General features: G+C 60.9%; 18 protein-coding genes and 1 pseudogene. 16 read left to right on the top strand and 3 right to left on the bottom strand.

What is annotated here, in order from left to right; translation table 11 throughout:
- Positions 1 to 3: 3 nt before the first annotated feature.
- Both LOY68_RS17910 and wecB read right to left on the bottom strand, forming a co-directional pair.
- Entirely contained in the window at positions 4 to 2,217 is a 2,214-nt protein-coding gene (locus tag LOY68_RS17910) for a hypothetical protein (protein WP_265038835.1), read from the bottom strand.
- A gap of 41 nt (positions 2,218 to 2,258) precedes the next feature.
- Positions 2,259 to 3,497 carry a non-hydrolyzing UDP-N-acetylglucosamine 2-epimerase gene (gene wecB, locus LOY68_RS17905; protein ID WP_265045804.1) on the bottom strand — a complete coding sequence of 413 codons (1,239 nt, stop codon included), beginning with the start codon at positions 3,495 to 3,497 and terminating at the stop codon, positions 2,259 to 2,261.
- Between the two features lie 702 nt (positions 3,498 to 4,199).
- On the opposite strand from wecB, the gene LOY68_RS17900 reads away from it, so the two are divergent.
- The 15 genes from LOY68_RS17900 (at position 4,200) to LOY68_RS17825 (ending at position 21,659) form a co-directional block, all read left to right on the top strand.
- Positions 4,200 to 5,618, top strand: a complete 1,419-nt coding sequence (locus tag LOY68_RS17900) for an aminotransferase (RefSeq protein ID WP_265038834.1) — start codon at positions 4,200 to 4,202, stop codon at positions 5,616 to 5,618.
- A 53-nt stretch (positions 5,619 to 5,671) separates the two neighbouring features.
- Positions 5,672 to 6,511: a helix-turn-helix transcriptional regulator gene (locus tag LOY68_RS17895; RefSeq protein ID WP_265038832.1), complete on the top strand. Its 840-nt coding sequence runs from the start codon at positions 5,672 to 5,674 to the stop codon at positions 6,509 to 6,511.
- 133 nt (positions 6,512 to 6,644) lie between these two features.
- Complete coding sequence (locus tag LOY68_RS17890; RefSeq protein ID WP_265038831.1) at positions 6,645 to 7,742, top strand: polyamine ABC transporter substrate-binding protein; 1,098 nt, start codon at positions 6,645 to 6,647, stop codon at positions 7,740 to 7,742.
- 230 nt (positions 7,743 to 7,972) lie between these two features.
- Positions 7,973 to 8,764, top strand: coding sequence for an enoyl-CoA hydratase/isomerase family protein (locus LOY68_RS17885; protein WP_265038829.1), 792 nt, complete (start codon positions 7,973 to 7,975; stop codon positions 8,762 to 8,764).
- A gap of 23 nt (positions 8,765 to 8,787) precedes the next feature.
- Positions 8,788 to 9,948: an acyl-CoA dehydrogenase family protein gene (locus tag LOY68_RS17880; RefSeq protein ID WP_265038828.1), complete on the top strand. Its 1,161-nt coding sequence runs from the start codon at positions 8,788 to 8,790 to the stop codon at positions 9,946 to 9,948.
- An 18-nt stretch (positions 9,949 to 9,966) separates the two neighbouring features.
- Positions 9,967 to 12,054, top strand: a complete 2,088-nt coding sequence (locus tag LOY68_RS17875) for an acetate--CoA ligase family protein (RefSeq protein WP_265038826.1) — start codon at positions 9,967 to 9,969, stop codon at positions 12,052 to 12,054.
- 38 nt (positions 12,055 to 12,092) lie between these two features.
- Positions 12,093 to 12,794 carry an NAD(P)H-dependent oxidoreductase gene (locus LOY68_RS17870; protein ID WP_054050830.1) on the top strand — a complete coding sequence of 234 codons (702 nt, stop codon included), beginning with the start codon at positions 12,093 to 12,095 and terminating at the stop codon, positions 12,792 to 12,794.
- A 21-nt stretch (positions 12,795 to 12,815) separates the two neighbouring features.
- The gene (locus LOY68_RS17865; protein WP_265038824.1) at positions 12,816 to 13,451 is read left to right on the top strand and encodes a TetR family transcriptional regulator C-terminal domain-containing protein; all 636 of its coding nucleotides are present in this window, start codon (positions 12,816 to 12,818) and stop codon (positions 13,449 to 13,451) included.
- 110 nt (positions 13,452 to 13,561) lie between these two features.
- The gene (locus LOY68_RS17860) at positions 13,562 to 14,269 is read left to right on the top strand and encodes a response regulator transcription factor (RefSeq protein ID WP_320110100.1); all 708 of its coding nucleotides are present in this window, start codon (positions 13,562 to 13,564) and stop codon (positions 14,267 to 14,269) included.
- A 198-nt stretch (positions 14,270 to 14,467) separates the two neighbouring features.
- Positions 14,468 to 16,102: a 5-guanidino-2-oxopentanoate decarboxylase gene (locus tag LOY68_RS17855; protein ID WP_265038820.1), complete on the top strand. Its 1,635-nt coding sequence runs from the start codon at positions 14,468 to 14,470 to the stop codon at positions 16,100 to 16,102.
- 177 nt (positions 16,103 to 16,279) lie between these two features.
- Complete coding sequence (locus LOY68_RS32115; RefSeq protein WP_320110078.1) at positions 16,280 to 18,283, top strand: aminotransferase class I/II-fold pyridoxal phosphate-dependent enzyme; 2,004 nt, start codon at positions 16,280 to 16,282, stop codon at positions 18,281 to 18,283.
- 27 nt (positions 18,284 to 18,310) lie between these two features.
- On the top strand, positions 18,311 to 19,093 hold the full coding sequence (locus tag LOY68_RS17840; RefSeq protein WP_265038819.1) for a transporter substrate-binding domain-containing protein: 783 nt from the start codon (positions 18,311 to 18,313) through the stop codon (positions 19,091 to 19,093).
- A 150-nt stretch (positions 19,094 to 19,243) separates the two neighbouring features.
- Complete coding sequence (locus LOY68_RS17835; protein WP_054050840.1) at positions 19,244 to 19,948, top strand: ABC transporter permease; 705 nt, start codon at positions 19,244 to 19,246, stop codon at positions 19,946 to 19,948.
- 5 nt (positions 19,949 to 19,953) lie between these two features.
- Positions 19,954 to 20,652: an ABC transporter permease gene (locus LOY68_RS17830; protein ID WP_054050925.1), complete on the top strand. Its 699-nt coding sequence runs from the start codon at positions 19,954 to 19,956 to the stop codon at positions 20,650 to 20,652.
- Complete coding sequence (locus LOY68_RS17825) at positions 20,652 to 21,659, top strand: DMT family transporter (protein ID WP_265038817.1); 1,008 nt, start codon at positions 20,652 to 20,654, stop codon at positions 21,657 to 21,659. The genes LOY68_RS17830 and LOY68_RS17825 overlap by 1 nt, the downstream gene beginning before the upstream one ends.
- Here the strand turns inward: LOY68_RS17825 and LOY68_RS17820 are convergent.
- Positions 21,615 to 22,043: pseudogene (locus LOY68_RS17820) on the bottom strand (TetR family transcriptional regulator C-terminal domain-containing protein); the annotation flags it as partial. The gene LOY68_RS17825 and the pseudogene LOY68_RS17820 overlap by 45 nt on opposite strands.
- A 228-nt stretch (positions 22,044 to 22,271) precedes the next feature.
- Between LOY68_RS17820 and LOY68_RS17815 the strand changes: the two are divergent.
- Positions 22,272 to 23,288 (top strand): succinylglutamate desuccinylase/aspartoacylase family protein, encoded by a 1,017-nt coding sequence (locus LOY68_RS17815; protein WP_265038816.1) that lies wholly within the window; start codon positions 22,272 to 22,274, stop codon positions 23,286 to 23,288.
- Positions 23,289 to 23,439 lie beyond the last annotated feature (151 nt).

Below are 23,439 nucleotides of genomic sequence, written 5' to 3'. Positions count from 1 at the left end.
CCGTTACTGGCGATTGCGACGGGCGTTACGGCCGGCCAGCAACAGGATGAGAACCAACAGAATGCCGCCCGGAATCAGCCACAACAGCGAAGGCGTGCGCCAGGCGTCGAGGCCCTTGGGTTCTTCGTTTTCGATTAATTGGCTGCCACTTGGGTCTTGGGTGTTGAAGGTGGTCAGCGCACCGTCGTCACCGAGAATCGCCACATCGCCACGGCTCAGCAGAATCGGTTTAACGAAACGTGGCGCATCGGCGCCCAGGGTGCGATAGACCAGACCGTGCTGGCCACCGGCATCCACTGCTTGCAGCGAGGCCAGGTGGTTGAGCGGATGCACGTCGAGCAGCACCTGATCTTTGTGATTGATGCGCAAGCGACCTTGCTCATCGACCTGCACCGATTCCTTGCTGTCCTTGACCGGCAACTCGAAGGCGAGGAAGGCTTTGTCCGGGGTGACCGAGGCTTTCGGGTCGTTGCTGACTTTCAGCTGTGCCCGCAGCGGCGAGACACCGGCCGCGTCCGCGACCGAAATCACTTGGCCGAGGCTGCTCGCCGGGTGCTCGAGGTAGGCTTGCGGCACAAGTATTTGCGTGTCCATGGCAAAGCGTGCGGCCATGCCGGAAAAGTCGTCATCCAGCGCGGTTTTTTCCAGCACGATGTGGCTGGTCGGTAGTACAGAGACCGGGAACGCTTGCGGCGTTTCCAGGCAGCGATCACTCACCGGCTGGCGCTGGAACGACACGCGCAGCACGTTGGTCGCGCCCACGGCGTAACGCGGGATACGCGCTTCGATGCGTTGCTTCTCGCCGTTGGCCACCAGCTGTTGTGCGCCAATCAGGTAATCGTTGAGAAACAGCGAAGCCACCGGTGCAGTGTCCGAGGCACCGGGTGCGGCGGACACATCGATCACCGCTTTTACCGGCAGGCGACCGTCGTAGGCCACGCTGCCCAACGGGAACGAAGTGCTCCAGTCGGATTTCGCCAGCACGTCGATGGCGCCAGGGTTGCCGCCAAGACGCGACAAAGCCACGCGACCGTCGGCGCTCAATGGCAATTGCGCTTCGCTGACCGTCAAGTCGCGGCTGCGGGCCAGTTTGTTCCAGGCCGAGCTGAACAAAGCCAATGCCTTGCCGGTCGCTTGCGGCGCGATCATCAACACCGGGCGCGTGCCGAGCAGACTCAGGCGCACAGTGTCCGTACCGCCGACCGCCAGGCCGGCATTGATGTGCCGTTCGCGCCATTGCGTGAAAGCGCTGGCGGCGGTGGCATCGAGGCCTTGAGTCTGGCTCTGCAAGGCATCCAGGGATTCGTTAACCGCTTTGACCAGTTGCGGGTCGTTGATCGCCAGGTCGGCCTGGACGTTCGGGGTTTGGCCGAGCATCAGCAATGCGCCGATTTGTGCCGGGTTCGCCAACACCTGCGGGCCCTTGCCGTTCAGGCTGGCGAATGCAGGAATGGCCAGCAGCTCAGCGGGGATGCGCAGGTTGCTCAGGTCAACGCTGTCTTGCAACGCCGGGAACGGCAGGATGCGGCTGTGTTTGCCGATGCGCTCCAGCGCCACGCCGAGGCGCCACGCCGCGTCGTAGCTTTCAGCCGACAAGGTGCCCGGAGCGACCATGATCCCGGGCTTGCCTGGCAATGCAGTCCAGGCGGCGCCGACGTTCTGCAACTGGCTGGCGTCGTAACTGTAGGTGAGGCGGGTGTCCGGTTCGATACGCAAGACGTTGCCGATGGCGCGTTGGTCTTCACACAACACACGCGATACCACCGACGACCAGGCAATGCCCAGGCGCACCGAGCCACTGTCTCGGGCTTTCTTGTCCACGCCCAGGGTGGCGCTGGCGTCGCCCTGAGGTTCGCTGAGCCCTTCGGCGCGCACCGGATAACCGTCCAGCGACAGCAGCAAGGTGTTGCGACCGCCCTCGCCATTGAGGTAGCTGGCGTTGAAATTCAGCGTGGCGTCGGTCAGCGGCACACCGGCCGGCACTGGCAGATACAGTTCGCGTCGGGCATCGGTGGAACCGAGGATGATCGGTGCGTCGATCCCCAGATCGCTCAAGCGGATCTCACGTTCCTGCCGGGTATCGGCATTGAGTCGATTGATCGCCTGGGTGAGCGGGTTGTCCGCGGCCAAGGCAAAGGTCGGCATGAGCGCGAGCAGGCTCACGCCACAGGCAAGGGCGCTGAACGCACCCGTATGGATGGCAACGGAAGGCTTCATTCAGGTAGATCTCGAGCTGATAAGGGGAGATACGGTTCGGTTTATTGAGAGGTGAAAGCCGGGTGTCTTTTCTCGGTCACAGACACCGTCGACGGGTAATGCAGGAACTTGGGCAATGGCAGTCGCGCCACGAGGAACTCATCGACCGGACGCCCCATGAGCGCATCGACGATGCGTGCACTGGCCTGGCCGTCGCCATACGGATTGGCGGCCTGGGAACAACGGCGCCACAGCAGGTCGTCATCGAACAGCGCGTTGACCCCGGCGATGATCGAGTCCGGCGCAGTGCCGACCAGGCGCACAGTGCCCGCCGCGACCGCTTCCGGGCGTTCGGTGACATCGCGCATCACCAGCACCGGTTTGCCCAGGGACGGCGCTTCTTCCTGCACGCCACCGGAGTCGGTGAGGATCACGTGGGCCCGTTGCATCAGGCGCACGAACGCCAGGTAGTCCAGCGGCTTGATCAGGTGCACGTTGGGCAGACCGCCCAGTTGCTCGGTGACCGGGCCGATGACATTCGGGTTCAAGTGCACCGGATAGACGATCTGAATGTCCGCGCGCTGGGCCAAATGGCTCAGGGCCTTGCAGATATCAAGGAAGCCTTCGCCGAAGTTTTCCCGACGATGCCCGGTTACCAGCAGCACCTTGCGATCGGCTTGCAGGAACGAGAATTGGCGGTCCAGGCTGGCGCGCAGATCAGCGTCCTGCTCGATGCGCCGGGCAGTCATTTGCAGCGCGTCGATCACCGTGTTGCCGGTGACGAAGGTGCGACCCTGCAGGCGTTCATCGAGCAGGTTCTGCCGCGATTCATCGGTCGGCGCGAAGAGCATGTCCGCACCGAGGTCGATGCAGCGTCGGTTCATTTCTTCCGGCCACGGGCTGTAGATATCACCGGTGCGCAGCCCGGCTTCGACATGGCCGACCGGTATGCGCCGATGGAACGAGGCCATTGCCGCGACCATGGCCGAGGTGGTGTCGCCATGCACCAGCACACGGTCCGGGCAGGTCTGTTCCAGCACCGGATCAATCGCCGCGTAGAGCGCCGCCGTCAGCGAGTTGAGCGTCTGGTGCGGCGTCATCACATCAAGGGTGTAATCGGCCTGGAGGTCAAACAGATCCAGCACCTGCTTAAGCATGCTTTGATGTTGGCCAGTGATGCAGATCTGCGAATGAATACCAGGTTCTGCAGCAAGGGCTTTGACCAAAGGTGCCATCTTGATGGCTTCTGGGCGGGTACCGAAGATCGAAAGGATTTTAATCCTTGGATGATGACGAGCGATGAGAGGCCTTCCTCGCGCAGTTTTAGTGCGCAGCACAAGAGCAGACCCAAGTTGTTGTTTAACTTGAGCGAGCAGGTGGTATTGGATTTTAGTTAAAGCCGGGAGGGCATCAGCGTGATGGCTGATGTTCACTTCATGTGAGAGGGGTGTAGCGCCTGGAGCCCGGAAACGACCGGATTATTAGCATTGAAGATAGGAATGTTAAAGCGTTATATGCGCTTTTTTATTAAATAAATAAGATTGAAACTTTCATGTTTGAGGTCGGTCTTTTGTTGTTTTGTGTAATTCGTGGGAAATCATTTTTAGTTGTTATTGCACTTTTAAAGCATTGTTTTTAAAGGATTATTATTAATATGTTCCCGTTCGTCAGTACGTGTGAATTATTTGATTAGTCTGGTGGTCGCGATTTCTTAAGTTGGGTGAGGGGGTTGTCGCTCAGTCACTTAAATGGCGCCTGAATGTTGTCACTCTACTACAAAGAGCGGTCCGTAGTAGTAAGTTTGTTGCGATTGATCTGTTGTGCGTATTTGCAGTGTAGAAGAGTTTAGTTGTAATAGTTGAACTTTTCCAAAGTGCGCAATTTGCCGTTGGCAAAAAACTGAATTACCTGCAATGGAAACAGCACCTACCCATTTGGAGTATGGCGCCGCCAGGCAATCGGCTGAATGATCGGCATCACAACTATTCGAGAGGGATGCGTTCATGCCGATTTCAAAACCAGCCGTTTTGACCCCTGCCGAGCAGGCCAATCTGACCCGTGCGGACAAGGCGCATTACATGCACGGCTACCACGTGTTCGATGACCACGCGGAGCAGGGCGCGCTGAACATTGTGGCCGGTGAAGGCGCTTACATCTACGACGCCGACGGCAACCGATTTCTCGATGCAGTGGGCGGCATGTGGTGCACCAATATCGGCCTGGGTCGTGAAGAAATGGCTGACGCCATCGCCGACCAGGTGCGTCAATTGGCCTATTCGAATCCCTTCTCCGACATGGCGAATAGCGTCGCCATCCGCTTGTGCGAGAAACTCGCGAGCCTGGCGCCGGGGGATCTCGACCACGTGTTCCTGACCACCGGCGGTTCGACGGCGGTGGACACCAGCTATCGGCTGATTCAGTACTATCAAAACTGCCGCGGCAAGCCTGAGAAAAAGCACGTGATCGCCCGGCATGGCGCCTATCACGGCTCCACTTGCCTGACGATGTCGATTGGCAACAAGGCCGCGGACCGTGTCCCGGAGTTCGATTATGCCCACGATAAAATCCATCACGTTTCCAGCCCCAACCCTTACCGGGCGCCCGAGGGCATGGATGCAGCGCAACTGCTGGAATTCCTGGTCGGCGAGTTCGAGGACAAGATCCTGAGCATCGGTGCGGACAAGGTCGCCGCGTTCTATGCCGAGCCGATCATGGGCTCCGGCGGCGTGATCATTCCACCAGAAGGCTATTTGCGGCGGATGTGGGAGGTGTGCCAGAAGTACGACATTCTGTTTGTCGCGGATGAAGTGGTCACGTCCTTCGGGCGCCTGGGCAAGTTCTTTTCCTCCCTCGATGTGTTCGGTGTGCAGCCCGACATCATCACCACCGCCAAAGGCCTGACTTCTGCTTATCTGCCGCTGGGCGCCTGCATCTTTTCCCAACGCATCTGGGACGTGATCAGCGAGCCGGGCCAGGGACGCTGCTTTACCCACGGCTTTACCTACAGCGGCCATCCGGTGTGCTGCACGGCGGCGCTGAAGAACATCGAAATCATCGAGCGGGAAAACCTGCTGGCGCATGTCGATGACGTGGGCGCGTACTTTGAGCAGCGCCTGAAGACCCTGGAAGGCTTGCCGCTGGTGGGGGACGTGCGCTGCAAGAAATTGATGGCTTGCGTCGAATTCGTCGAAGACAAACGCACGAAAAAGCTGTTTCCAGAAGCGTTGAACATCGGCGAGAAAATCCATCTGCGCGCACAGTACAAAGGCTTGCTGGTGCGGCCGATCGTGCACCTCAATGTGATGTCGCCGCCGCTGACGATCAGCCATGCGCAGGTTGATGAGATCGTCGAGACGCTGCGCGAATGCATCCTCGAAGTCGCCGTGGAGCTGCAATGCAGCGGTGATTACGCCGGGCAATGAACCGGCGTTTCGCACCTTTGCGCGGGGAGGGGGCAATCGCTAGACTGGCCGGCATGAACTCATCGGCCCCCCCTCATTCGATCACCCTGGCACTGCATGCGCTGCACCAATGGCATGTGGAACTCGAGCGCGCGTTCCAGCATGGCGCCGAGCCCGATGCGTTGCGGCATCTGGTGGTGGCGCTGACGGCGCTGGCGCCGGTCGAGTCGGTGATGATCAGCCTGGAGCGCAAAGACTGTCCGCCCAGGTTGCTGTATCAGCACGGCATTCCCGAGCAGCACCTGGACGCGATCCTCAATCGCTACTTCTCGGTGGGCTATTTGCTCGATCCGTTCTGCCTGGCAGTGGACAGTGGCCTGGCCCAAGGCTTTTATTCGCTGGCGGAAATCGCTCCGGACGACTTTTTCGACAGCGATTACTACAAGACCTATTACCTGAACCTGGGCTGCACCGAAGACAGCTATTACATCGTCAACCTGGACGACCACAGCAAGATTTCCGTCAGTCTGTTCCAGGGCATGGGCGCCAGCAGCTTGAGCGCCGACCAACTAGATGTGCTGCGGGCCGTCGAGCCGATGGTGCGATTGTTCATCCGCCAGTGCGGCTACATTGACCAGCAGCGCGATTCAATCCTGGCGCCAGCGGCGTCGACGGCAGTCAATCAGCGCATCCAGGTGGCGATGGCGCAGTTCGGCTGTGACGTGTTGACCGAGCGCGAGCGCGAGAGTGCGCACATGGTCTTGCGCGGGCATTCGATCAAATCCGCCGCTCGGGAAATGGGCATCTCCCCCGAGACCGTGCGCATGCACCGCAAAAACCTGTATTTGAAGCTGGGCATCAACTCGCAGTCGGAGTTGTTTGCGCTGTTTATCGAGTGGTTGCAGAAAGCTTAGAGCGGCATCGCAACCCATCCTGTCGACCCAGAAAGTGCACCTACCCATTTGGAGTATGGTGCCGCCCCCGCAATGGCTAAATAGTAAAGGCGCACGCTTCCTTCAGAAGAAAAACACCAAAAGGTGAATAGAAATGCGAACTGCGCTAGCCATCCTTTCCAGTCTGTTGCTTTTCCCTGTGTGCTCGGTGACTCATGCGGCGGAGGCGGATGACACGCTGCGCATCTACAACTGGTCGGACTACATCGGCGAACACACCCTGGCGAATTTCCAGAAGGCCACCGGGATCAAAGTCATCTACGACACCTTTGATGGTTACGAAACGGTCCAGGCCAAACTGCTGACCGGCCACTCCGGTTATGACCTGGTCATGCTCAACGCTTCTCTGGTTCCGCCGTTGATCAAGGCGAATGTGTTCCAGCCGCTGGACAAGAAACAGTTGCCGAGCTGGAGCAACCTGAACCCGGAGATTGTGCAAAAGTTGCAGGCTTACGATCCGGGGCTGATCTATTCGGCGCCTTACACCTGGGGCAGTAACGGAGTGACGTACAACGTCGACATGATCAAGGAACGGATGCCGGATGCACCGATCGGTTCATTGGCGATGCTGTTCGATCCGAAAGTCGTTTCACGCTTCGCCGATTGCGGCGTGACAATGCTCGACGCCCCCACCGAAGTCCTTCCGCTGGTGCTGCAATACCTCGGCCGCGACCCGCAAAGTGCTTCCGCCGAAGACCTCAAAGCTGCGCAGGACGTGCTGTTGGCGGTCCGCCCGTACATCAAGAAGTTTGATTCGGTGAGTTACCTCAACAGTTTGCCCAACGGAGACACCTGCCTGGCGATGACCTGGTCGGGTGACGCCGCCACCGCCCAGGCGCGGGCGAAAGAAGCGGGGCTCAAGACCAACTTGTCCTACTTCGTGCCCAAGGAAGGTTCGCTGATCTGGTTCGATGACCTGTACATCCCGAAAGATTCGACCCATGCCGCGAATGCGCACAAGTTCATCGAGTTCCTGTTGCAGCCGCAGAACATGGCCGACGTCACTAACCTGATTCACTACGCCAACAGCAACGCGGCGGCGACCGCGTTAGTCGATGCGGATGTGCTGGCCACGGCGGCGATCTACCCGGATGACGCGACACGCCAGCGCCTGTTCACGCAAAAGACCCACGACGCCCAAGGCATGCGGGCCATGACCCGGGTGTGGAACAACGTGAAAACCGGCAAGTAAGACCGGCGCGCTCGATCGGCGAATGCGCGAGGGAGTTGTTCGAAGATGTAACAACTTCCACCCGTCGCCATCCCTGTTTCTAGAAAAACCAGAAATTAATCAATGAATTAAGTCCTGTAACGCATGTTACAGGGCCTTTTGGCACGGGATTGCCGCCTTACTGAACACTTGTTTAGTATCGGCAGCAATTCAACTCCCGCAACTCAAAAACAATAAGACGAGGGCCTTTCATGACTTCTCATTCGACACTGCTGAGCCGGGTAGAAAACGGCATCGCCTGGATCACGCTCAATCGCCCGGAACAACGCAACGCGTTGGACATTCCGACCCTCAAGGCCTTGATCAACCTGCTCGACGAGCACGATGCCAACCCTGACGTCCGGGTGCTGGTGTTGACGGGTTCCGGCAAAGGCTTTTGCGCGGGCGCCGATGTGGCCGAATGGGCCGATGCGGAAAGCCGCGGCATCCTCGAAACCTATGGCTGGACCGAAACCGCCCACACCTTGATGAACCGTCTGCACGGTTTCAGCAAACCGACCATCGCCGCCATCAACGGCATAGCGGTCGGTGCCGGGATGGATTTGACCCTGACCTGCGATTTTCGCCTGGCCGCCCAATCCGCGCGGTTCAAGGCCGGCTACACCAGCCTGGCCTATTCGCCAGATGCGGGCGCGAGTTGGCACTTGCCACGCCTGATCGGCGCCGAACAGGCCAAGCACCTGCTGTTCCTCGATGAAATCTGGAGTGCCGACCGCGCGTTGGCCACAGGGTTGGTCAGTGAAATCTGCGCCGACGAGCAGTTGCTGGACAGCGCCGCCGAGCTGGCCACGCGCCTGGCCAACGGCCCGACGTTCGCCTTCAAGCAGACCAAAGTGCTGATCCGCGACGGCGCCCAACGCAGCCTCGCCGAACAGCTTGAGGCCGAGCAGGCCGCCGGTTTGCTCTGCGGTCGCAGCCACGACGGCGCCGAAGCCCTCAAGGCTGCCGTGGAAAAACGCACCCCTCACTTTATCGGCCGCTAATCCAACAGCAGGGACGTACAGCCATGAATTTCCAACTGACTCAAGAGCAGGACATGCTGGTGGAAGCGGTGCGGCGGTTTGTCGAGAAAGAGCTGCTGCCCCACGAAGAAACCGTCGACCGCGCCGATGCGGTGCCGCCGGAATTGGCCGCGCAGATTCGCGCCAAGGCAATCGCCGCAGGTTTCTATGCCTTTAACATGCCGGAAGAGGTCGGCGGTGGAGGCCTCGATTACCTGTCCCAGGCGCTGGTCGAGCGTGAGCTGTCCAAGGTGTCGTGGGCGCTGCACGTGTTCGTCGCGCGCCCGTCGAAGATCCTCATGGCTTGCACCGGTGCGCAGGTCGAGGATTATCTGTTGCCCTGCGTGCGCGGCGAGAAGGTCGACTGTTTTGCCCTGACCGAACCGGGCGCCGGCTCCGACGCCAATGCGATCAAGACCCGCGCCGTGCGCGATGGCGATGACTTCGTGATCAACGGCAGCAAGCATTTCATCAGCCACGCCGGGCATGCCGATTTCGCGATTGTGTTCGCGGTCACCGATACCTATGAGCACAACGGTCGCCAGCGCAACGCCGTGACGTCGTTCCTGGTGGATCGCGATACGCCGGGGATGACCATCCGCCGTGGTCCGAAATGCGTGAGCAATCGCGGTTATCACACCAGCGAGATCTTCTTCGACGATTGCCGCGTGCCGGCCTCCAAAGTGCTGGGTGAAGTCGGCAAGGGTTGGGAGGTTGCCAACGCCTGGTTGACCGCTGGCCGGGTGATGGTGGCCGCCAACTGTGTCGGTCAGGCCCAGCGTGCGTTGGACGTGGCGCTGCAATGGGCAGCGGACCGTAAGCAGTTCGGACACGCCATCGGCACTTACCAGGGCATCTCGTTCAAGTTGGCGGACATGGCCACCGAAATCCGCGCCGCCGAACTGCTGGCGCTGCACGCAGCTTGGAAAATGGACGAGGGCACCATGACCGATGGCGAGGCCGGCATGGCCAAGCTGTTCGCCAGCGAAGTGCTGGGCCGCGCGGCCGATGAGGCGGTGCAGATTTTTGGCGGCATGGGCCTGATGGACGAGGGGCCGGTGGAGCGCATCTGGCGCAACGCGCGGATCGAGCGGATCTGGGAAGGCACGTCGGAGATCCAGCGCCACATCATTTCCCGCGAACTGCTGCGGCCGCTGCTGCGCTGATTGGTCGAGGAGAATCCCATGTCAATCAGAGACAATCTCAAGCGCATGCTGGCGCCGCGTCATTTGGCATTCGTTGGCGGGCGCAGCATGGCGCGGGCGTTCAAACGCTGCGCCGATGGTGGTTTCCAGGGCCAGATGTGGTTGGTCAATCCGCAGCACGAGAGCCTTGAGGGCATTCCGTGCGTGGCGTCGATTGCCGACTTGCCGTGCGGGCCGGACGCGGTGTTTATCGCCACCAATCGCGAATTGACGTTGAGCTGCGTCGCCGAACTGGCGCTCAAAGGCGCCGGCGGAGCGATCTGCTATGCCTCCGGTTTCGCTGAAACCGGCGAGGAAGGCCAGGCCCTGCAAGCGCAACTGCTGCAAGCTGCCGGCGACATGGCGCTGCTCGGGCCGAACTGCTACGGCTTGCTCGACTACCTGCACAGCGCCGCGTTGTGGCCGGTGGCCCACGGCGGCAAAGCGGTGGAGAAGGGCGTCGCGGTGCTGACCCAGAGCGGCAATTTCGCTTACAACCTGAGCATGAGCGATCGCTCGCTGCCGTTGGCCTACATGGCCTCGGTGGGCAATCAGGCGCAGTTGGGTGTGGCGGAATTGATGGACGTGCTGCTCGACGAGCCGCGTGTGACGGCCATCGGTCTGCACCTCGAAGGGCTGAAGAACGTCCCCGGTTTTGCCCGCGCCGCGCACAAGGCGCTGGAGAAAGGCATTCCGGTGATCGCCCTGAAAACCGGCGTGTCGCAGATCGGCGCCGAACTGGCGTTGAGTCACACCAGTTCGCTGGCCGGTTCGGATGCACTGTACGACAGCCTGTTCGAGCGTCTCGGGGTGATCCGGGTCAGCGGGCCGGTGAGTTTTGTCGAAACCCTCAAGGCGGCGGCCTGCGGTCGTCTGCCGGCCGGCCCAAGTCTGGCGGCGCTGGCCTGTTCCGGTGGCGACGCAGGATTTATCGCCGACTACGCCGAACGCAACGGCCTGACCCTGCCAAAATTTGACGACAGCCAACGCGCGGATCTGGCGCAGGTGTTGCCGAGCTACGCCAACCTGGTCAATCCGCTGGACTTCACCACGGCGATCTGGGGCGACCGCGACGCGCTGGAAAACATGCTCGAGAGCGTTTTGCGCACGCCGGCTGATGCGGCATTGCTGGTGCTGGATTACCCGGCCGAATCCACAGGTGAGCGCAAGGAATGCGATTTGCTGCTGGAGTTGTTTTGCGAGTTGCTGGAGCGGCATGGCAAAACCGGCGTGGTGACATCGGCGTTCCCCGAATTGCTCCCGGCCAGTGCCCGTGATCGGCTGCATGCCCGTGGCGTGGCGGCACTGCAAGGGATCGAAGATGGTCTGGCGGCGTGGGGGCGGATCGCCCAATACCAATTGCGGCGCCGGGTGTTGCTGGCCAAGGGTGAATCGGTGCTGGCGCCGATCTGTCCGGCTGCATTGATTGCTGAAGGGCAGTTGCTGGATGAGTGGCAATCCAAACAGGCGCTGCGTCCGTTTGGTTTGCCATTGCCCGAGGCGCGGCTGTGCCGTCCTGACCAAGCGCTGGAGGAGGCCGAACACCTTGGCTTTCCGTTGGTGCTCAAAGTGGTCAGCGCCGATCTGCCGCACAAAACCGAGGCCGGTGGAGTTGCTCTCAACCTGAAAGATCCGGCGGCGTTGCAATCAGCGCTGGAAAGCATGCGCGGCAATCTCGCAAAACACGCACCGGGGCTGGTGTTCGATCAGGTGCTGCTCGAACGCATGGCGTCGCCGCCCTTGGCTGAGTTGATCGTCGGGATCAAGCGCGAAACCGGCTTCGGCCTGGCGCTGGTGATCGGCGCGGGCGGCATTTTGGTCGAGCTGCTCAAGGACAGTCGCAGCCTGTTGCTGCCGACCACCGACCAAGCCATCCACGACGCGTTGCTGAGCCTGCGCTGTGCGCCGTTGCTCACCGGGTTTCGCGGCGGGCCAGCGGTGGATATGCCGGCGTTGGTCCGGGCGATTCGTGCCGTGGCGGATTACGCTGGCGAAAACGCCGAGCGCTTGCTGGAACTGGATGTGAACCCTTTATTGGTCAATGCCCAAGGCGCGGTGGCGGTGGATGCACTGATCCGCCTGGCCTGAACACTGACTGCATCATCGATTGCCATAAGGCTGCTCAAATGAACGTTTTGATTCTCCACGCCCATCCCGAACCGCAATCCTTTACCAACGCGTTGCGCGATCAGGCGGTACAGACTCTGCAAGCCCAAGGGCATGCGGTCCAGGTGTCCGACCTCTACGCCATGAACTGGAACCCGGTCGCCAGCGCCGAGGATTTCTCCGATCGGGACAACCCCGATTATCTGGTCTACGCCCTCGAACAACGCCTGGGCGTCAAGACCAAGAGCCTGGCCCCGGACATCCAGCAGGAGCTGGACAAGTTGCTGTGGGCCGACCTGCTGATCCTCAACTTTCCTATCTACTGGTTCTCGATGCCGGCGATCCTCAAGGGCTGGATCGACCGGGTGCTGGTGTCCGGCGTGTGCTACGGCGGCAAGCGTTTCTACGATCAGGGCGGGCTGGCGGGCAAGAAGGCGTTGGTCACCGTGACCCTCGGCGGGCGCGAGCACATGTTCGGCGAGGACGCGATTCACGGTCCGCTGGAGGACATGCTGCGCCCATTGCTGCGCGGCACGCTGGCGTATGTCGGCCTCGACGTGTTGCCGCCGTTTGTGGCGTGGCATGTGCCTTACATCAGCGCTGAAGCACGCGGACAGTTTCTGCTGGATTACCAGCGGCGCCTGGAGAATCTGCATCAGGATTCGCCGCTGGTGTTCCCGCGCCTGGCGCAGTTTGACGAGGCGCTGTATCCGATCCGTTGATGTCGAGAGGGCAGGAGCACCATGGCCGAGGAAGCGCGTTTTCTGCGAATGGACCCCAATTTGCGCAAGGCCAATCTGGTGGCCGCCACGCTGACGTGCCTGAAAAAGTACGGCTTTGTCGGCACCTCGATCCGCAAGATTTGCGCCGAGGCCGGGGTGTCGGTGGGGTTGATCAGTCATCACTACGCCGGCAAGGATGAACTGGTCGCCGATGCCTATCTGCACATCACCGGGCAGGTGATGCGGCTGTTGCGCGAGTCCGTGGCCGCTTCGGGCAACGGCGCGCGACGGCATCTGTCGGCGTTTTTCGAAGCGTCGTTTTCCTCGCGCATGCTCGACCCCGAACTGCTCGAAGCCTGGCTGGCGTTCTGGGGCGCGGTGAAAACCGCTGATGCGATCAATCGCGCCCACGATCATTCCTATGGCGAGTATCGAACCATCATGGGCGAAGCCTTGACCTTGTTGGCCCAGGAGGAGGGCTGGGACGGTTTCGACAGCGGTCTGGCATCCATCGGCTTGAGCGCGTTGCTGGATGGTTTATGGCTGGAATGCGGGCTCAATCCCAGCACGTTCACCCCGGCCCAGGGCGTGCTGATTTGTGAAGCGTGGGTCGATGGCCTGCAAATGGGCGGGTTTCGGCGTTTCATCGCGCACTGATATCGCCTTGTTGATCAACTGTTCAGCAGTCGCTACAGTGCAGGTCTTCGCGCTTCGCAAAATTCCAAAAATCGGCCGTTCGCGGCACGAACAGGAGCCAGGTCATGAAGGTGATGCCGTGCGTGCTGGTGGTGAGTGAAGATCCTTTGCTGCGGGAATCGTTACAGGCTTTTCTGGGCGGGCAAGGGTATGAGGTTCACTGCGCTGACAGCGCTGATCAGGCCGATACGTGCCTTGAGCGTTTCCCGGTGGGATTGGTGTTGCTGGACGCGCGTTTGCGGGGTAGCAACTCACTGAACCTGACTCGCCAATGGCGCGAGCGCTCGGAGGTCGGGATTATCCTGCTGGGTGGCGATGACGCTGAACGTCTCGCCGGCCTGGAATGCGGCGCCGATGATTATCTGACCCAAGCTTTGCCTTCACCCGAACTGCTTACCCGCGCCCGAAACCTGCTGCGGCGCGTGCAGCATGCTCAATTGCTCGTGCAACCCGACGCGCATCTCAAGCGTTTCGCCGACTGGACCCTGGACACCGACCGCCGCCGCCTCAAAGGCTGCGACGGTCGCGAAACCCTGCTCAGCCATGGCGAATTCCAGTTGCTCAATGTGTTCATGCGCAACAGCGGCCACACCTTGAGCCGCGACCAGTTGATGGACCAGTTACGCAACCGCGAATGGCTACCCAACGATCGCTCGATCGATGTGCTGGTGGGGCGCCTGCGCCGCAAGCTGCATGACGACCCGGCCGAACCGGAATTGATCATCACCATTCATGGTGCCGGCTATCTGTTTACCGCCGGCGCATCGCTGGCAGCCTGAGCATTCAGGAATGTTCGAAGATGTAACAACCGTCGGTTGGCAATCCGTGTCTTCTGTATAAATACCTTTAAAAACAATGAATTAAATTATGTTTGTGATGTTAGTTCGCAAGGCAGTAAAAGCTTGCCTCTCTGTTGAACGAGTGTTTAGTATCGACACCATCCTTCATTACTTCAGAACAATAAAACGAGGGCTGGCATGAGCTTCCAATCGACCCCGCAACCTGTTTCTTCGAGCCTCACCGGCGGCCAGGCATTGGTGCGTCTGCTGGCCAATTACGGCGTCGACACCGTGTTCGGCATTCCCGGTGTGCACACGTTGGAGCTGTATCGCGGACTGCCCGGCAGCGGCATTCGGCATGTGCTGACCCGGCATGAGCAGGGCGCCGGATTCATGGCTGACGGCTATGCCCGGGTCAGCGGCAAACCCGGCGTGTGCTTCATCATTACCGGCCCCGGCGTGACCAACGCGGCGACCGCTATTGGCCAGGCTTATGCGGACTCGATTCCGATGCTGGTGATCTCCAGCGTCAACCACACTTCAAGCCTCGGCAAAGGCTGGGGCAGCCTGCATGAAACCCAGGATCAACGAGCAATCACCGCGCCTATCACCGCGTTTTCGGCGGTGGCCCTGAGCACCGACGATTTGCCTGAACTGGTGGCCCGCGCTTTTGCCGTGTTCGAAAGCGAGCGGCCACGTCCGGTGCATATTTCGGTGCCGCTGGATGTACTGGCCGGGGCGATCAGTCGTGACTGGAGCGCCGACGTGGTGCGGCGTCCCGGACGCGGTCTGCCGGAGGCTGGCACGCTGGATGACGCGGCCCGGCGCCTGCAGCAGGCCAAGCGTCCGATGATCATTGCGGGCGGCGGTGCCTTGGCGGCGGGGGATGAGTTGCAGGTTTTGAGCGAACGTCTTGCCGCGCCGCTGTTCACCAGTGTCGCCGGTAAAGGTTTGCTGGCGCCGGATGCGCCGCTGAATGCCGGCTCCAGCCTGTGCGTGCAACCCGGTTGGGACCTGATCGCGCAAGCGGACGTGGTGCTGGCCGTCGGCACCGAAATGGCCGACACCGATTACTGGCGCGAGCGCCTGCCGCTAAACGGTGATGTGATCCGGGTCGATATCGATCCACGCAAGTTCAACGATTTCTATCCTTGTGCCGTCGCTTTGCATGGCGATGCCCGGCAAACCCTCGAGGCTTTGCTGGAGCGCTTGCCTGACGAAGCGAGTGATACTCGTGAGTCAGCAACGACGGTGGCCACTTTAAAAGCGGCTATCCGCAGCGGCCACGCTGAATTGCAGTCGATCCATCAACAGATCCTGGACCGCATTGCCGCCGCGATGCCCGCCGATACCGTCATCAGCACCGACATGACCCAACTGGCCTACACCGGCAACTACGCGTTCGCCAGCCAGGGCATCCGCAGTTGGCTGCATCCCACCGGCTACGGCACCCTCGGGTATGGCTTGCCAGCGGGCATCGGTGCGAAATTCGGCGCTCCGCAACGACCCGGCCTGGTGCTGGTGGGGGATGGCGGGTTTCTCTACACCGCGCAGGAACTGGCCACCGCCGTCGAGGAGCTGGACAGCCCGTTGGTGGTGCTGCTCTGGAACAACGACGCGCTGGGGCAGATTCGCGACGACATGCTCAGCCTGGACATCGAGCCGGTGGGTGTATTGCCGCGCAATCCGGATTTCCCGCTGCTGGCCAAAGCCTTCGGCTGCACGGTGCACGAACCGCAAAGCCTCGACGAACTGGAACGCGACCTGCGCCGCGGTTTTGCCCACGCCGGCGTGACCCTGATCGAGCTCAAGCACGCCTGCGCGTGCCGATAACGCCAGGAAAAATCCTACTGAAATAACGGCTCGACTGTCGTGAAAACGACCTGTTTACGCTGAACACGAACCACCATGAGTTTTCTGTTGAACGACTGTTCAGCGTCGGCTATGTTGGCTCCACCACCCCCGGTTGGTTGCGGGCTTGCGTTTCTTCCCTTCGAACGAGGCACTGGCATGCGGTTTTCACCCTTTGTTGAGCGGATTTCAGGCGATGGCGTCGCCGCCTGGGATATTCACAATGCAGCGTTCGAAGCCCGGCGCCGTGGCGAAGATGTGATCATCCTCAGCGTCGGCGACCCGGATTTCCCCACCCCGGATTTCATCACCGACGCCGCAATCCACGCCTTGCGTGAAGGCGACACCCACTACACCGAAATCGCCGGCCGCCAGGCCTTGCGCGAAGCCATCGCCACCCGCTACAGCGGCTTGTTCGGCCGTGAAGTGAACGCGTCCAACGTCATCATCGTCGCCGGGGCACAGAACGCGTTGTTCGCCACCTCGATGTGCCTGCTGAATGTCGGCGACGAAGTGATTGCCCTGGACCCGATGTACGTCACCTACGAGGCGACCCTCAAGGCCTCCGGCGCAACATTGGTCCGCGTGCCATGTTCGGCGGACGCGGGTTTCCGCCTCGATGCCGCCGTCCTCGCCAAAGCCATCACCCCCAAGACCCGGGCGATTTTCTTCTCCAACCCCAACAACCCTACCGGCGTGGTGCTCAGCCGCGAAGAACTGCAAGGCATCGCCGACCTGGTGATCGCCCATGATTTGTGGGTGGTGGTGGACGAGGTCTATGAAAGCCTGACCTTCGAACGCGAACACCTGAGCCTGGCGTCGTTGCCGGGCATGGCCGAGCGCTGCGTGGTGATCGGCAGCCTGTCGAAATCCCATGCGATGACCGGCTGGCGCACTGGCTGGATGATCGCTGATGAAGCGATGGTCGCCCATGCGGAAAACCTGGTGCTGAGCATGCTCTATGGCTTGCCGGGGTTCGTCATGGAGGCTGCGCTTAAAGCCGTGGAGTCCCATGAAGAAGTCACCCACGGCATGCGCGAAATCTATCGCCATCGACGGGATCTGGTCGTCGCTGGGCTATCGGATTGCCCAGGCATTTCCGTACTCAACCCCGACGCCGGCATGTTCGTTTTGGTGGACGTGCGCGGCACCGGGCTGACTTCGCTGGAGTTCGCCTGGCGCCTGTTGCGCGAGGCGCATGTCTCAGTGCTGGACGCCGCCGCATTCGGTGAGCCGGCGCAAGGCTTTGTACGCATCTCTTTCACCTTGGGCGAAGAACGACTGGCCCAGGCCTGTCAGCGCATTCGCGACTTTGTCCTGGTGCTCAATGGCGAAGCGCCACGACCCGTGACCGTCCACGTTACCAGCGCCGCAACGCCTGAGCCGGTCGCCGCCCGGACCATGATCGAAGTCGATGGCCTGCATAAACGCTTCGGCAATATCGAGGTGCTCAAAGGTGTCTCGCTGACCGCCCGCGAAGGCGATGTGATCTCCCTGATCGGCGCCAGCGGCTCGGGCAAAAGTACCTTGCTGCGCTGCATCAACATGCTCGAAGTGCCGGACCAGGGACGCATTCTGGTGGACGGCGAAAGCATCCATCTGAACTTCGATCGCCCCGGCGCGCCGCTGGTGTCGGACGCCAAGCAACTGGTGCGGATTCGTTCGAGCCTGGGCATGGTGTTCCAGAACTTCAACCTCTGGCCCCATCGCACGGTGCTGGAAAACCTCATCGAAGCGCCCACCCAGGTCCTGCGCGAAAGCCGTGCCGAAGCCACTGAACGGGCCGAAGCCTTGCTGGAACGCGTGGGGCTGGCGGCCAAGCGCAACGAGTACCCGGCGTTTCTCTCCGGGGGACAGCAGCAACGGGTGGCGATCGCCCGCGCCCTGGCCATGCGGCCAAAAGTCATGCTGTTCGATGAACCCACCTCGGCACTCGACCCGGAACTGGTCGGCGAAGTGCTGCGGGTGATCCGCTCCCTCGCGGAAGAAGGCCGGACCATGATCCTGGTGACCCATGAGATGGCTTTCGCCCGTGATGTGTCGTCCAAAGTCGCTTATTTGCACCAAGGGCTGATCGAAGAAACCGGTTCGCCGGATGAAGTGTTCGTACACCCACGCAGCGAACGTTGCCGGCAGTTCGTCAACGCTCATCAGACTCGCTAACGCATCATAAAAAGACGGGGAAAAATCATGGGAAATCGACGTTTGGCAAACTTCTTGACCGGCGTGGCCTGCGTCATGCTGGCTGGCATGAGCGCGGCGCAAGCCCAACCGATCAGGTTCGCGGTCGCGGCAGAACCCTATCCGCCGTACACCGAGAAACAGGCCAATGGTGAATGGAAAGGCTTTGAAGTCGACCTGATTCACAAGCTCTGCAGCGAAATGAAAGCCGAGTGCGAGATCAAGGAAGTGGCGTGGGACGGGATCATTCCGTCGCTGCTGGCGAAGAAGATCGACGTGATTTTCTCCTCCATGTCCGTCACTGAAGAGCGCGAAAAACAGATCGCGTTCAGCAAGGCTTACTACGACTCGGTGATCGCGATTGTCGGGCCGAAGGGCGCTTCGGTGAAGAAGTACCCGGACGACCTCAAGGGCAAGACCATCGGCGTGCAGAACTCGACGGTGAGCGCGAGTTTCCTCAAGACCTACTACGAAAAAGTTGCCGATGTTAAGTATTACGACACCCAGGACTCGGCCAACGCCGACCTGATTGCCGGGCGCATCGACCTGATGATGGCGGACGGCACGGCCATGGCGGCCTTCGTCAAGACCCCCGATGCCAAGGACCTGGCGTACCTCGGGCCAGTGCCTTATGACCCGATCTTCGGCAAAGGCGTGGGCGCCGGTCTGCGCAAGGACGACACCGAGCTCAAGGCCAAACTCGACAAGGCCATCACCTCCTTGCTGGCCAGCAAGGACTACGACGACCTCTCCGAGCATTACTTCGGCACCAGCGTGAAACCTGCGTTCTGACCTGAACACAGTTCCCTGTGGGAGCGAGCTTGCTCGCGATAGCGGCCTGCCATTGAGCATGGATGTCGACTGACACACCGCTATCGCGAGCAAGCTCGCTCCCACAGGAACTGTGCCAGGCCAGTGATTGCGCTAATTGGAGAGCCAACAATGTTCGAGTTGATCAATTTCAGCGAAACAGGGTGGGGCGGGGCACTGCTCAAAGGGTTGTGGATGACCCTGCAGATTTCGGCCGGGGCGTTTGTGCTCGGGCTGTTGATCGGGCTGGTCGTGGCCTGCCTCAAGCTCAATGCGCCGAAACCGATTGCGACGCTGATGCGCGGCTACACCACGTTGTTTCGCGCAGTGCCGGAGTTGTTGCTGATCCTGCTGCTGTACTACGTCGGCTCCATGCTGCTCAACTCGTTGATGACCCAGTTGGGTTACGGCGTGGTGAATGTCAGCGGACCGCTGGCGGCCATCGTGGTGCTGGGTCTGGTGCAAGGCGCGTATGCCTCGGAGATTTTCCGCGCGGCGATCCAGGCGATTCCGTTCGGCCAGATCGAAGCGGCGCGGGCGTTCGGCCTGAGTGGGTTCGGCCTGTTCCGGCGCGTGACGTTGCCGATCATGGCGCCGTTCGCGATGGCGGGGATGGCCAACCTGTGGATCAACCTGATCAAGGACAGTGCGTTGATCAGCGTGGTCGGCACTAACGAGCTGTTGTACACCGCCAAGCAAGGCGCGGGTTCCACGCGTCATTATCTGTTGTTCTACCTCACGGCTGCGGCGATGTATTACGCGGTGACGTTGGTGTCCAACTACCTGTCGGGACGGCTTGAGCGACGCATTCGTCGCTGGATGCCTTTGGCTGAGTGATTGAAATGATTCCAGCGTGGATAGTTGAATACGCAGCGCTGTTGGGCCGAGGGTTGCAAACGACCGTCACCCTGCTGTTGCTGTCCAGTGTGTTCGGTTTCTTGTTGGCCATCCTGGTCGCACTGGCGCGGATCTCCAGATACAAGGTGATCGCCAAGGCCAGCCTGTTCTACACCAGCGTGTTTCGCGGCACGCCGTTGCTGATCCAGATCTACATTTTCTACTACGGGCTCGGCAGCCTGTTTGCGCAGTTCCCGCTGATTCGCGGCAGCTTCCTCTGGCCCTATCTGCGTGACGGCTACTGGTACATCGTGTTTGCCCTGGTGGTGTCGATGGGCGCCTATGTCGGCGAAGTGATTCGCGGTGGCCTGCTGGCGGTGCCGAGAGGTGAAATGGAAGCTGCTTCGGCGTTCGGCATGACCTCGCGCCAGTCGCTGTTGCGGGTGCGTTTACCCCGAGCGATGCGCTTGCTGTTGCCGACCTTGGCCGGGGAAACCGTGATGTTGCTCAAGTCCACGGCACTGGCCTCGACCATTGCGGTGATCGATTTGCTGGGCGCCGCCAACGTGGTGCGGGCGCAGACCCTGCAAGTCTATGAACCGTTGCTGCTGGTAGCCGGCGTGTATGTTTGCCTGACTTTCCTGATCGAGGCGTTGTTCGGCTTCGTCGAGCGGCGCGGGACGCCCGTGCGCAGGTCGGTGTAATGAGTTCGCCAAAGATCGTCGACCGCTCGTTGCAGGGCATCGGCCTGTGCACCTTGGGCTACGCGTTCCTGGCGTTGCAGGACGCGGTCATCAAGTGGCTGGTGGCCGACTATTCGGTGGTCACTATTCTGTTCTGGCGCAGCCTGGTGGTGGTCGTGGCTTGTCTGCTCGCGGGGCGTCTGCGGCTGGTTCAGCGGGCCTGGCGTTCGCCGAGCCGACGCTTGCTGGTGGTGCGCGGTTTGTTGTCGATCGTGGCGTGGTTGCTGTATTACACGGCCGCCCGGGACCTGACCCTGGCCGAGATGACTACCCTGTATTTTTCCGCGCCGATCATGGTCACCGTGCTGGCGGCGATGATCCTCAAGGAACGCGCCAGCGCCTGGCAGTGGTTCAGCCTGATCATCGGCTTCGTCGGCGTGATCATCGCCTGCCGGCCGAGCCACATCGCCGATCCGTTACCGATCATCCTGACGCTGCTGGCGGCGATGTGCTGGGCGTTCACCTACATCCAGTTGCGTCAGGTCGATGACCAGACCTCGGTGCTGGAGCAGATGCTGATCACCAACGTGGTGTTTGTGATTTGCATGACGATGGCGCTGCCCTGGACCCACACCCCGGCGCCGACCCCGGCCTGGCTGGGCATGCTGGCGGCCGGCCTGGTGGGGGGTATCGGTCAGTTCCTGCTGTTCGCCAGTTTTCAGCGCGCGACCGCGACCTTGTTGGCGCCGTTCGAGTACACCGGGCTGATCTGGGCCTTCGCGCTGTCGAACCTGATCTGGGGTACGTTGATGGACGTGTCACTGATGATCGGTGCCGGGCTGATCGCGGTCAGCGGCACCTTGGCCATGCTCTTCGGGCGCCACGCTTCACAGGATGTCGTCGGTGCTGAATGCTCCGTGACGCAGCCCCTTTATCCAGCAACGACAGATGTGCAGGCCGTTGGCGGGGCTGAAGGTTTCGGGGTTCAGGCACCACTCGATCCAGAGTCCGTCGAGCATCGCCGATAAACCAATGGCCGCCAGGCGCGTGTCGTGGATGACAAAACCTTCGCTGGCTGCCAGATCGTCGAGCAACTGGCGCAGCAGATCGAGGTAGGCGCGGTAACTTTTTTCGTGGGTCTGGCTGACGTGTTCCGAGTGCCGGATCAGGCTCCAGAACACCACCCAGACCCCAAGCAACTGCGGGTCCATGACCCGTGGCGAAAACGAGCCGACGAGGAAGGTGTCCATTTTTTCGGCCGGTGTGTTGGCCTGCTGGACTTCCTGGAGCAAGGCGCTGGTCAGCTCGCTGGCGAGGGTCTGGTAGGTGTCGGCGATCAGCGCATCGATGCTGCCGAAATGGTGATTGAGCAGGCCGACGGACACCCCGGCCTCGGTCGCGATGCGGCGCACGGAAATACCCGCGTGGCCGTCGCGGGCCAGGCAACGCAGGGTGGCGGCGATCAGCAGTTCGCGGCGCGCGTCGGCTTCAACGCGACGGAATTTTGGAGAGTCGGTGGTCACAAGCGAATCCTTGGGTGCAGTGCCTGGTTGGCGAGCTTAGTTGAACGTGCGTTCAAGTTCCAGCATCGGCAACAGCAATCCAGGGTTTTTTAACGATCAACACGGGAGGACAAGCGGATGGCGCAGGATATTTCGTTCAGTGTTCGCAACAACAATGGCGATCCGGCGCGGGTCGGCGCCTGGCGTTTTGAAGGCGATGGCAGTGGGCCGGAGGTGCATTTGCAGGCGGGAGTGCATGCCGATGAAATCGCCGGGATGCTGGTCCTGCACCTGTTGATGCAACGGCTGAAAGTCGCCGAGGCCGAGGGGCGGCTCAAGAGCAATGTGACCGTAGTGCCGCAAGCCAATCCGCTCGGCATCGGGCAGTTTCGCCAGGGGCGAATTCTCGGGCGTTTTCACGACGCCACCGGGCATAACTTCAACCGTGCGTTTGATCTGTCGGCGGTGCTGGAGCGACCTTCGACCAACGTCCAGGAGTGGCAAAAAAGCCTGGTGCAACTGGCGGCCACGGCGGACGTGATGCTCGACCTGCACACCGATGACGAAGCCCTGCCGTACCTCTACGTGCACCGCAGTTTCTGGCCCCGAGGCCGTGAACTGGCCGTGGCGATGAAAATGGAGGTGGCGATTATCTGGGATGACGGTGGCGACGGTTCTTTCGAAGAAACGATCATTGCGCCGTGGCTGCGCGAGGGCGTCACCGAGCAGAAAATGGCCGCGACCCTGGAGTTGCGCGGGCAGGGCGATGTCAGCGATTACTTTGCCGAACAAGATGCGCAGGGCTTGTACGCCTGGCTGAGCGCTATCGGCGCCATCGACGAGGCTGTGACAACCGCTGACTGGCCCGTCGAGACCATGCAGATGAGCCACATGGAAACTCACCTCGCGCCACAGCCTGGTGTGTTGATTTTCGAAAAGGAACTGGGGGATGTCGTCGAGGCAGGGCAGCGCTTTGCGCGGATCCTGCAGCGCCCCGGCGACCCTGCTTCCGAAGTGGTGTTGTACGCCGAACAGGCCGGCCGAATGGTCACGCGCTACCGGGATCGGCTGGTGTCGCAAGGCATGGTCGTCGCCAAGTTCACCGGCAGCCGGGAATCACGGCATTGGAGCGGCGGCTTACTGGATCCAAATTGACGCCGGCGCCTGACCGCATCCAAGCGCCGCTCGAAGGCTTTACGGCGGCGCTTTCCGTCAGATGAGGCTGCGGGAATGAAGGAAATATCTGAAAGATATTTTTCACTTTTGTAACTTTTTGTTTGCTTCACCGCCAAAATCCATGGTTATT

It is taken from the genome of Pseudomonas sp. B21-053, assembly GCF_026016365.1.
Taxonomy (GTDB): domain Bacteria; phylum Pseudomonadota; class Gammaproteobacteria; order Pseudomonadales; family Pseudomonadaceae; genus Aquipseudomonas; species Aquipseudomonas nunensis.
The sequence above is the reverse complement of the archived record's forward strand: the minus strand, read 5'-3'. Positions and strand labels throughout refer to the sequence as shown.

What these genes read in the sequence shown, in the direction of transcription:
- LOY68_RS17895 (WP_265038832.1), top strand. Translation starts at nt 5,672, where the DNA reads ATGAACTCATCGGCCCCCCCTCATTCGATCACCCTGGCACTGCATGCG.
- LOY68_RS17840 (WP_265038819.1), top strand. Translation starts at nt 18,311, where the DNA reads ATGGGAAATCGACGTTTGGCAAACTTCTTGACCGGCGTGGCCTGCGTC.
- LOY68_RS17885 (WP_265038829.1), top strand. Translation starts at nt 7,973, where the DNA reads ATGACTTCTCATTCGACACTGCTGAGCCGGGTAGAAAACGGCATCGCC.
- LOY68_RS17910 (WP_265038835.1), bottom strand. Translation starts at nt 2,217, where the DNA reads ATGAAGCCTTCCGTTGCCATCCATACGGGTGCGTTCAGCGCCCTTGCC.
- LOY68_RS17830 (WP_054050925.1), top strand. Translation starts at nt 19,954, where the DNA reads ATGATTCCAGCGTGGATAGTTGAATACGCAGCGCTGTTGGGCCGAGGG.
- LOY68_RS17880 (WP_265038828.1), top strand. Translation starts at nt 8,788, where the DNA reads ATGAATTTCCAACTGACTCAAGAGCAGGACATGCTGGTGGAAGCGGTG.
- LOY68_RS17815 (WP_265038816.1), top strand. Translation starts at nt 22,272, where the DNA reads ATGGCGCAGGATATTTCGTTCAGTGTTCGCAACAACAATGGCGATCCG.
- LOY68_RS17875 (WP_265038826.1), top strand. Translation starts at nt 9,967, where the DNA reads ATGTCAATCAGAGACAATCTCAAGCGCATGCTGGCGCCGCGTCATTTG.
- LOY68_RS17855 (WP_265038820.1), top strand. Translation starts at nt 14,468, where the DNA reads ATGAGCTTCCAATCGACCCCGCAACCTGTTTCTTCGAGCCTCACCGGC.
- LOY68_RS17825 (WP_265038817.1), top strand. Translation starts at nt 20,652, where the DNA reads ATGAGTTCGCCAAAGATCGTCGACCGCTCGTTGCAGGGCATCGGCCTG.
- LOY68_RS17900 (WP_265038834.1), top strand. Translation starts at nt 4,200, where the DNA reads ATGCCGATTTCAAAACCAGCCGTTTTGACCCCTGCCGAGCAGGCCAAT.
- LOY68_RS17870 (WP_054050830.1), top strand. Translation starts at nt 12,093, where the DNA reads ATGAACGTTTTGATTCTCCACGCCCATCCCGAACCGCAATCCTTTACC.
- LOY68_RS17865 (WP_265038824.1), top strand. Translation starts at nt 12,816, where the DNA reads ATGGCCGAGGAAGCGCGTTTTCTGCGAATGGACCCCAATTTGCGCAAG.
- LOY68_RS17890 (WP_265038831.1), top strand. Translation starts at nt 6,645, where the DNA reads ATGCGAACTGCGCTAGCCATCCTTTCCAGTCTGTTGCTTTTCCCTGTG.
- LOY68_RS17835 (WP_054050840.1), top strand. Translation starts at nt 19,244, where the DNA reads ATGTTCGAGTTGATCAATTTCAGCGAAACAGGGTGGGGCGGGGCACTG.
- LOY68_RS32115 (WP_320110078.1), top strand. Translation starts at nt 16,280, where the DNA reads ATGCGGTTTTCACCCTTTGTTGAGCGGATTTCAGGCGATGGCGTCGCC.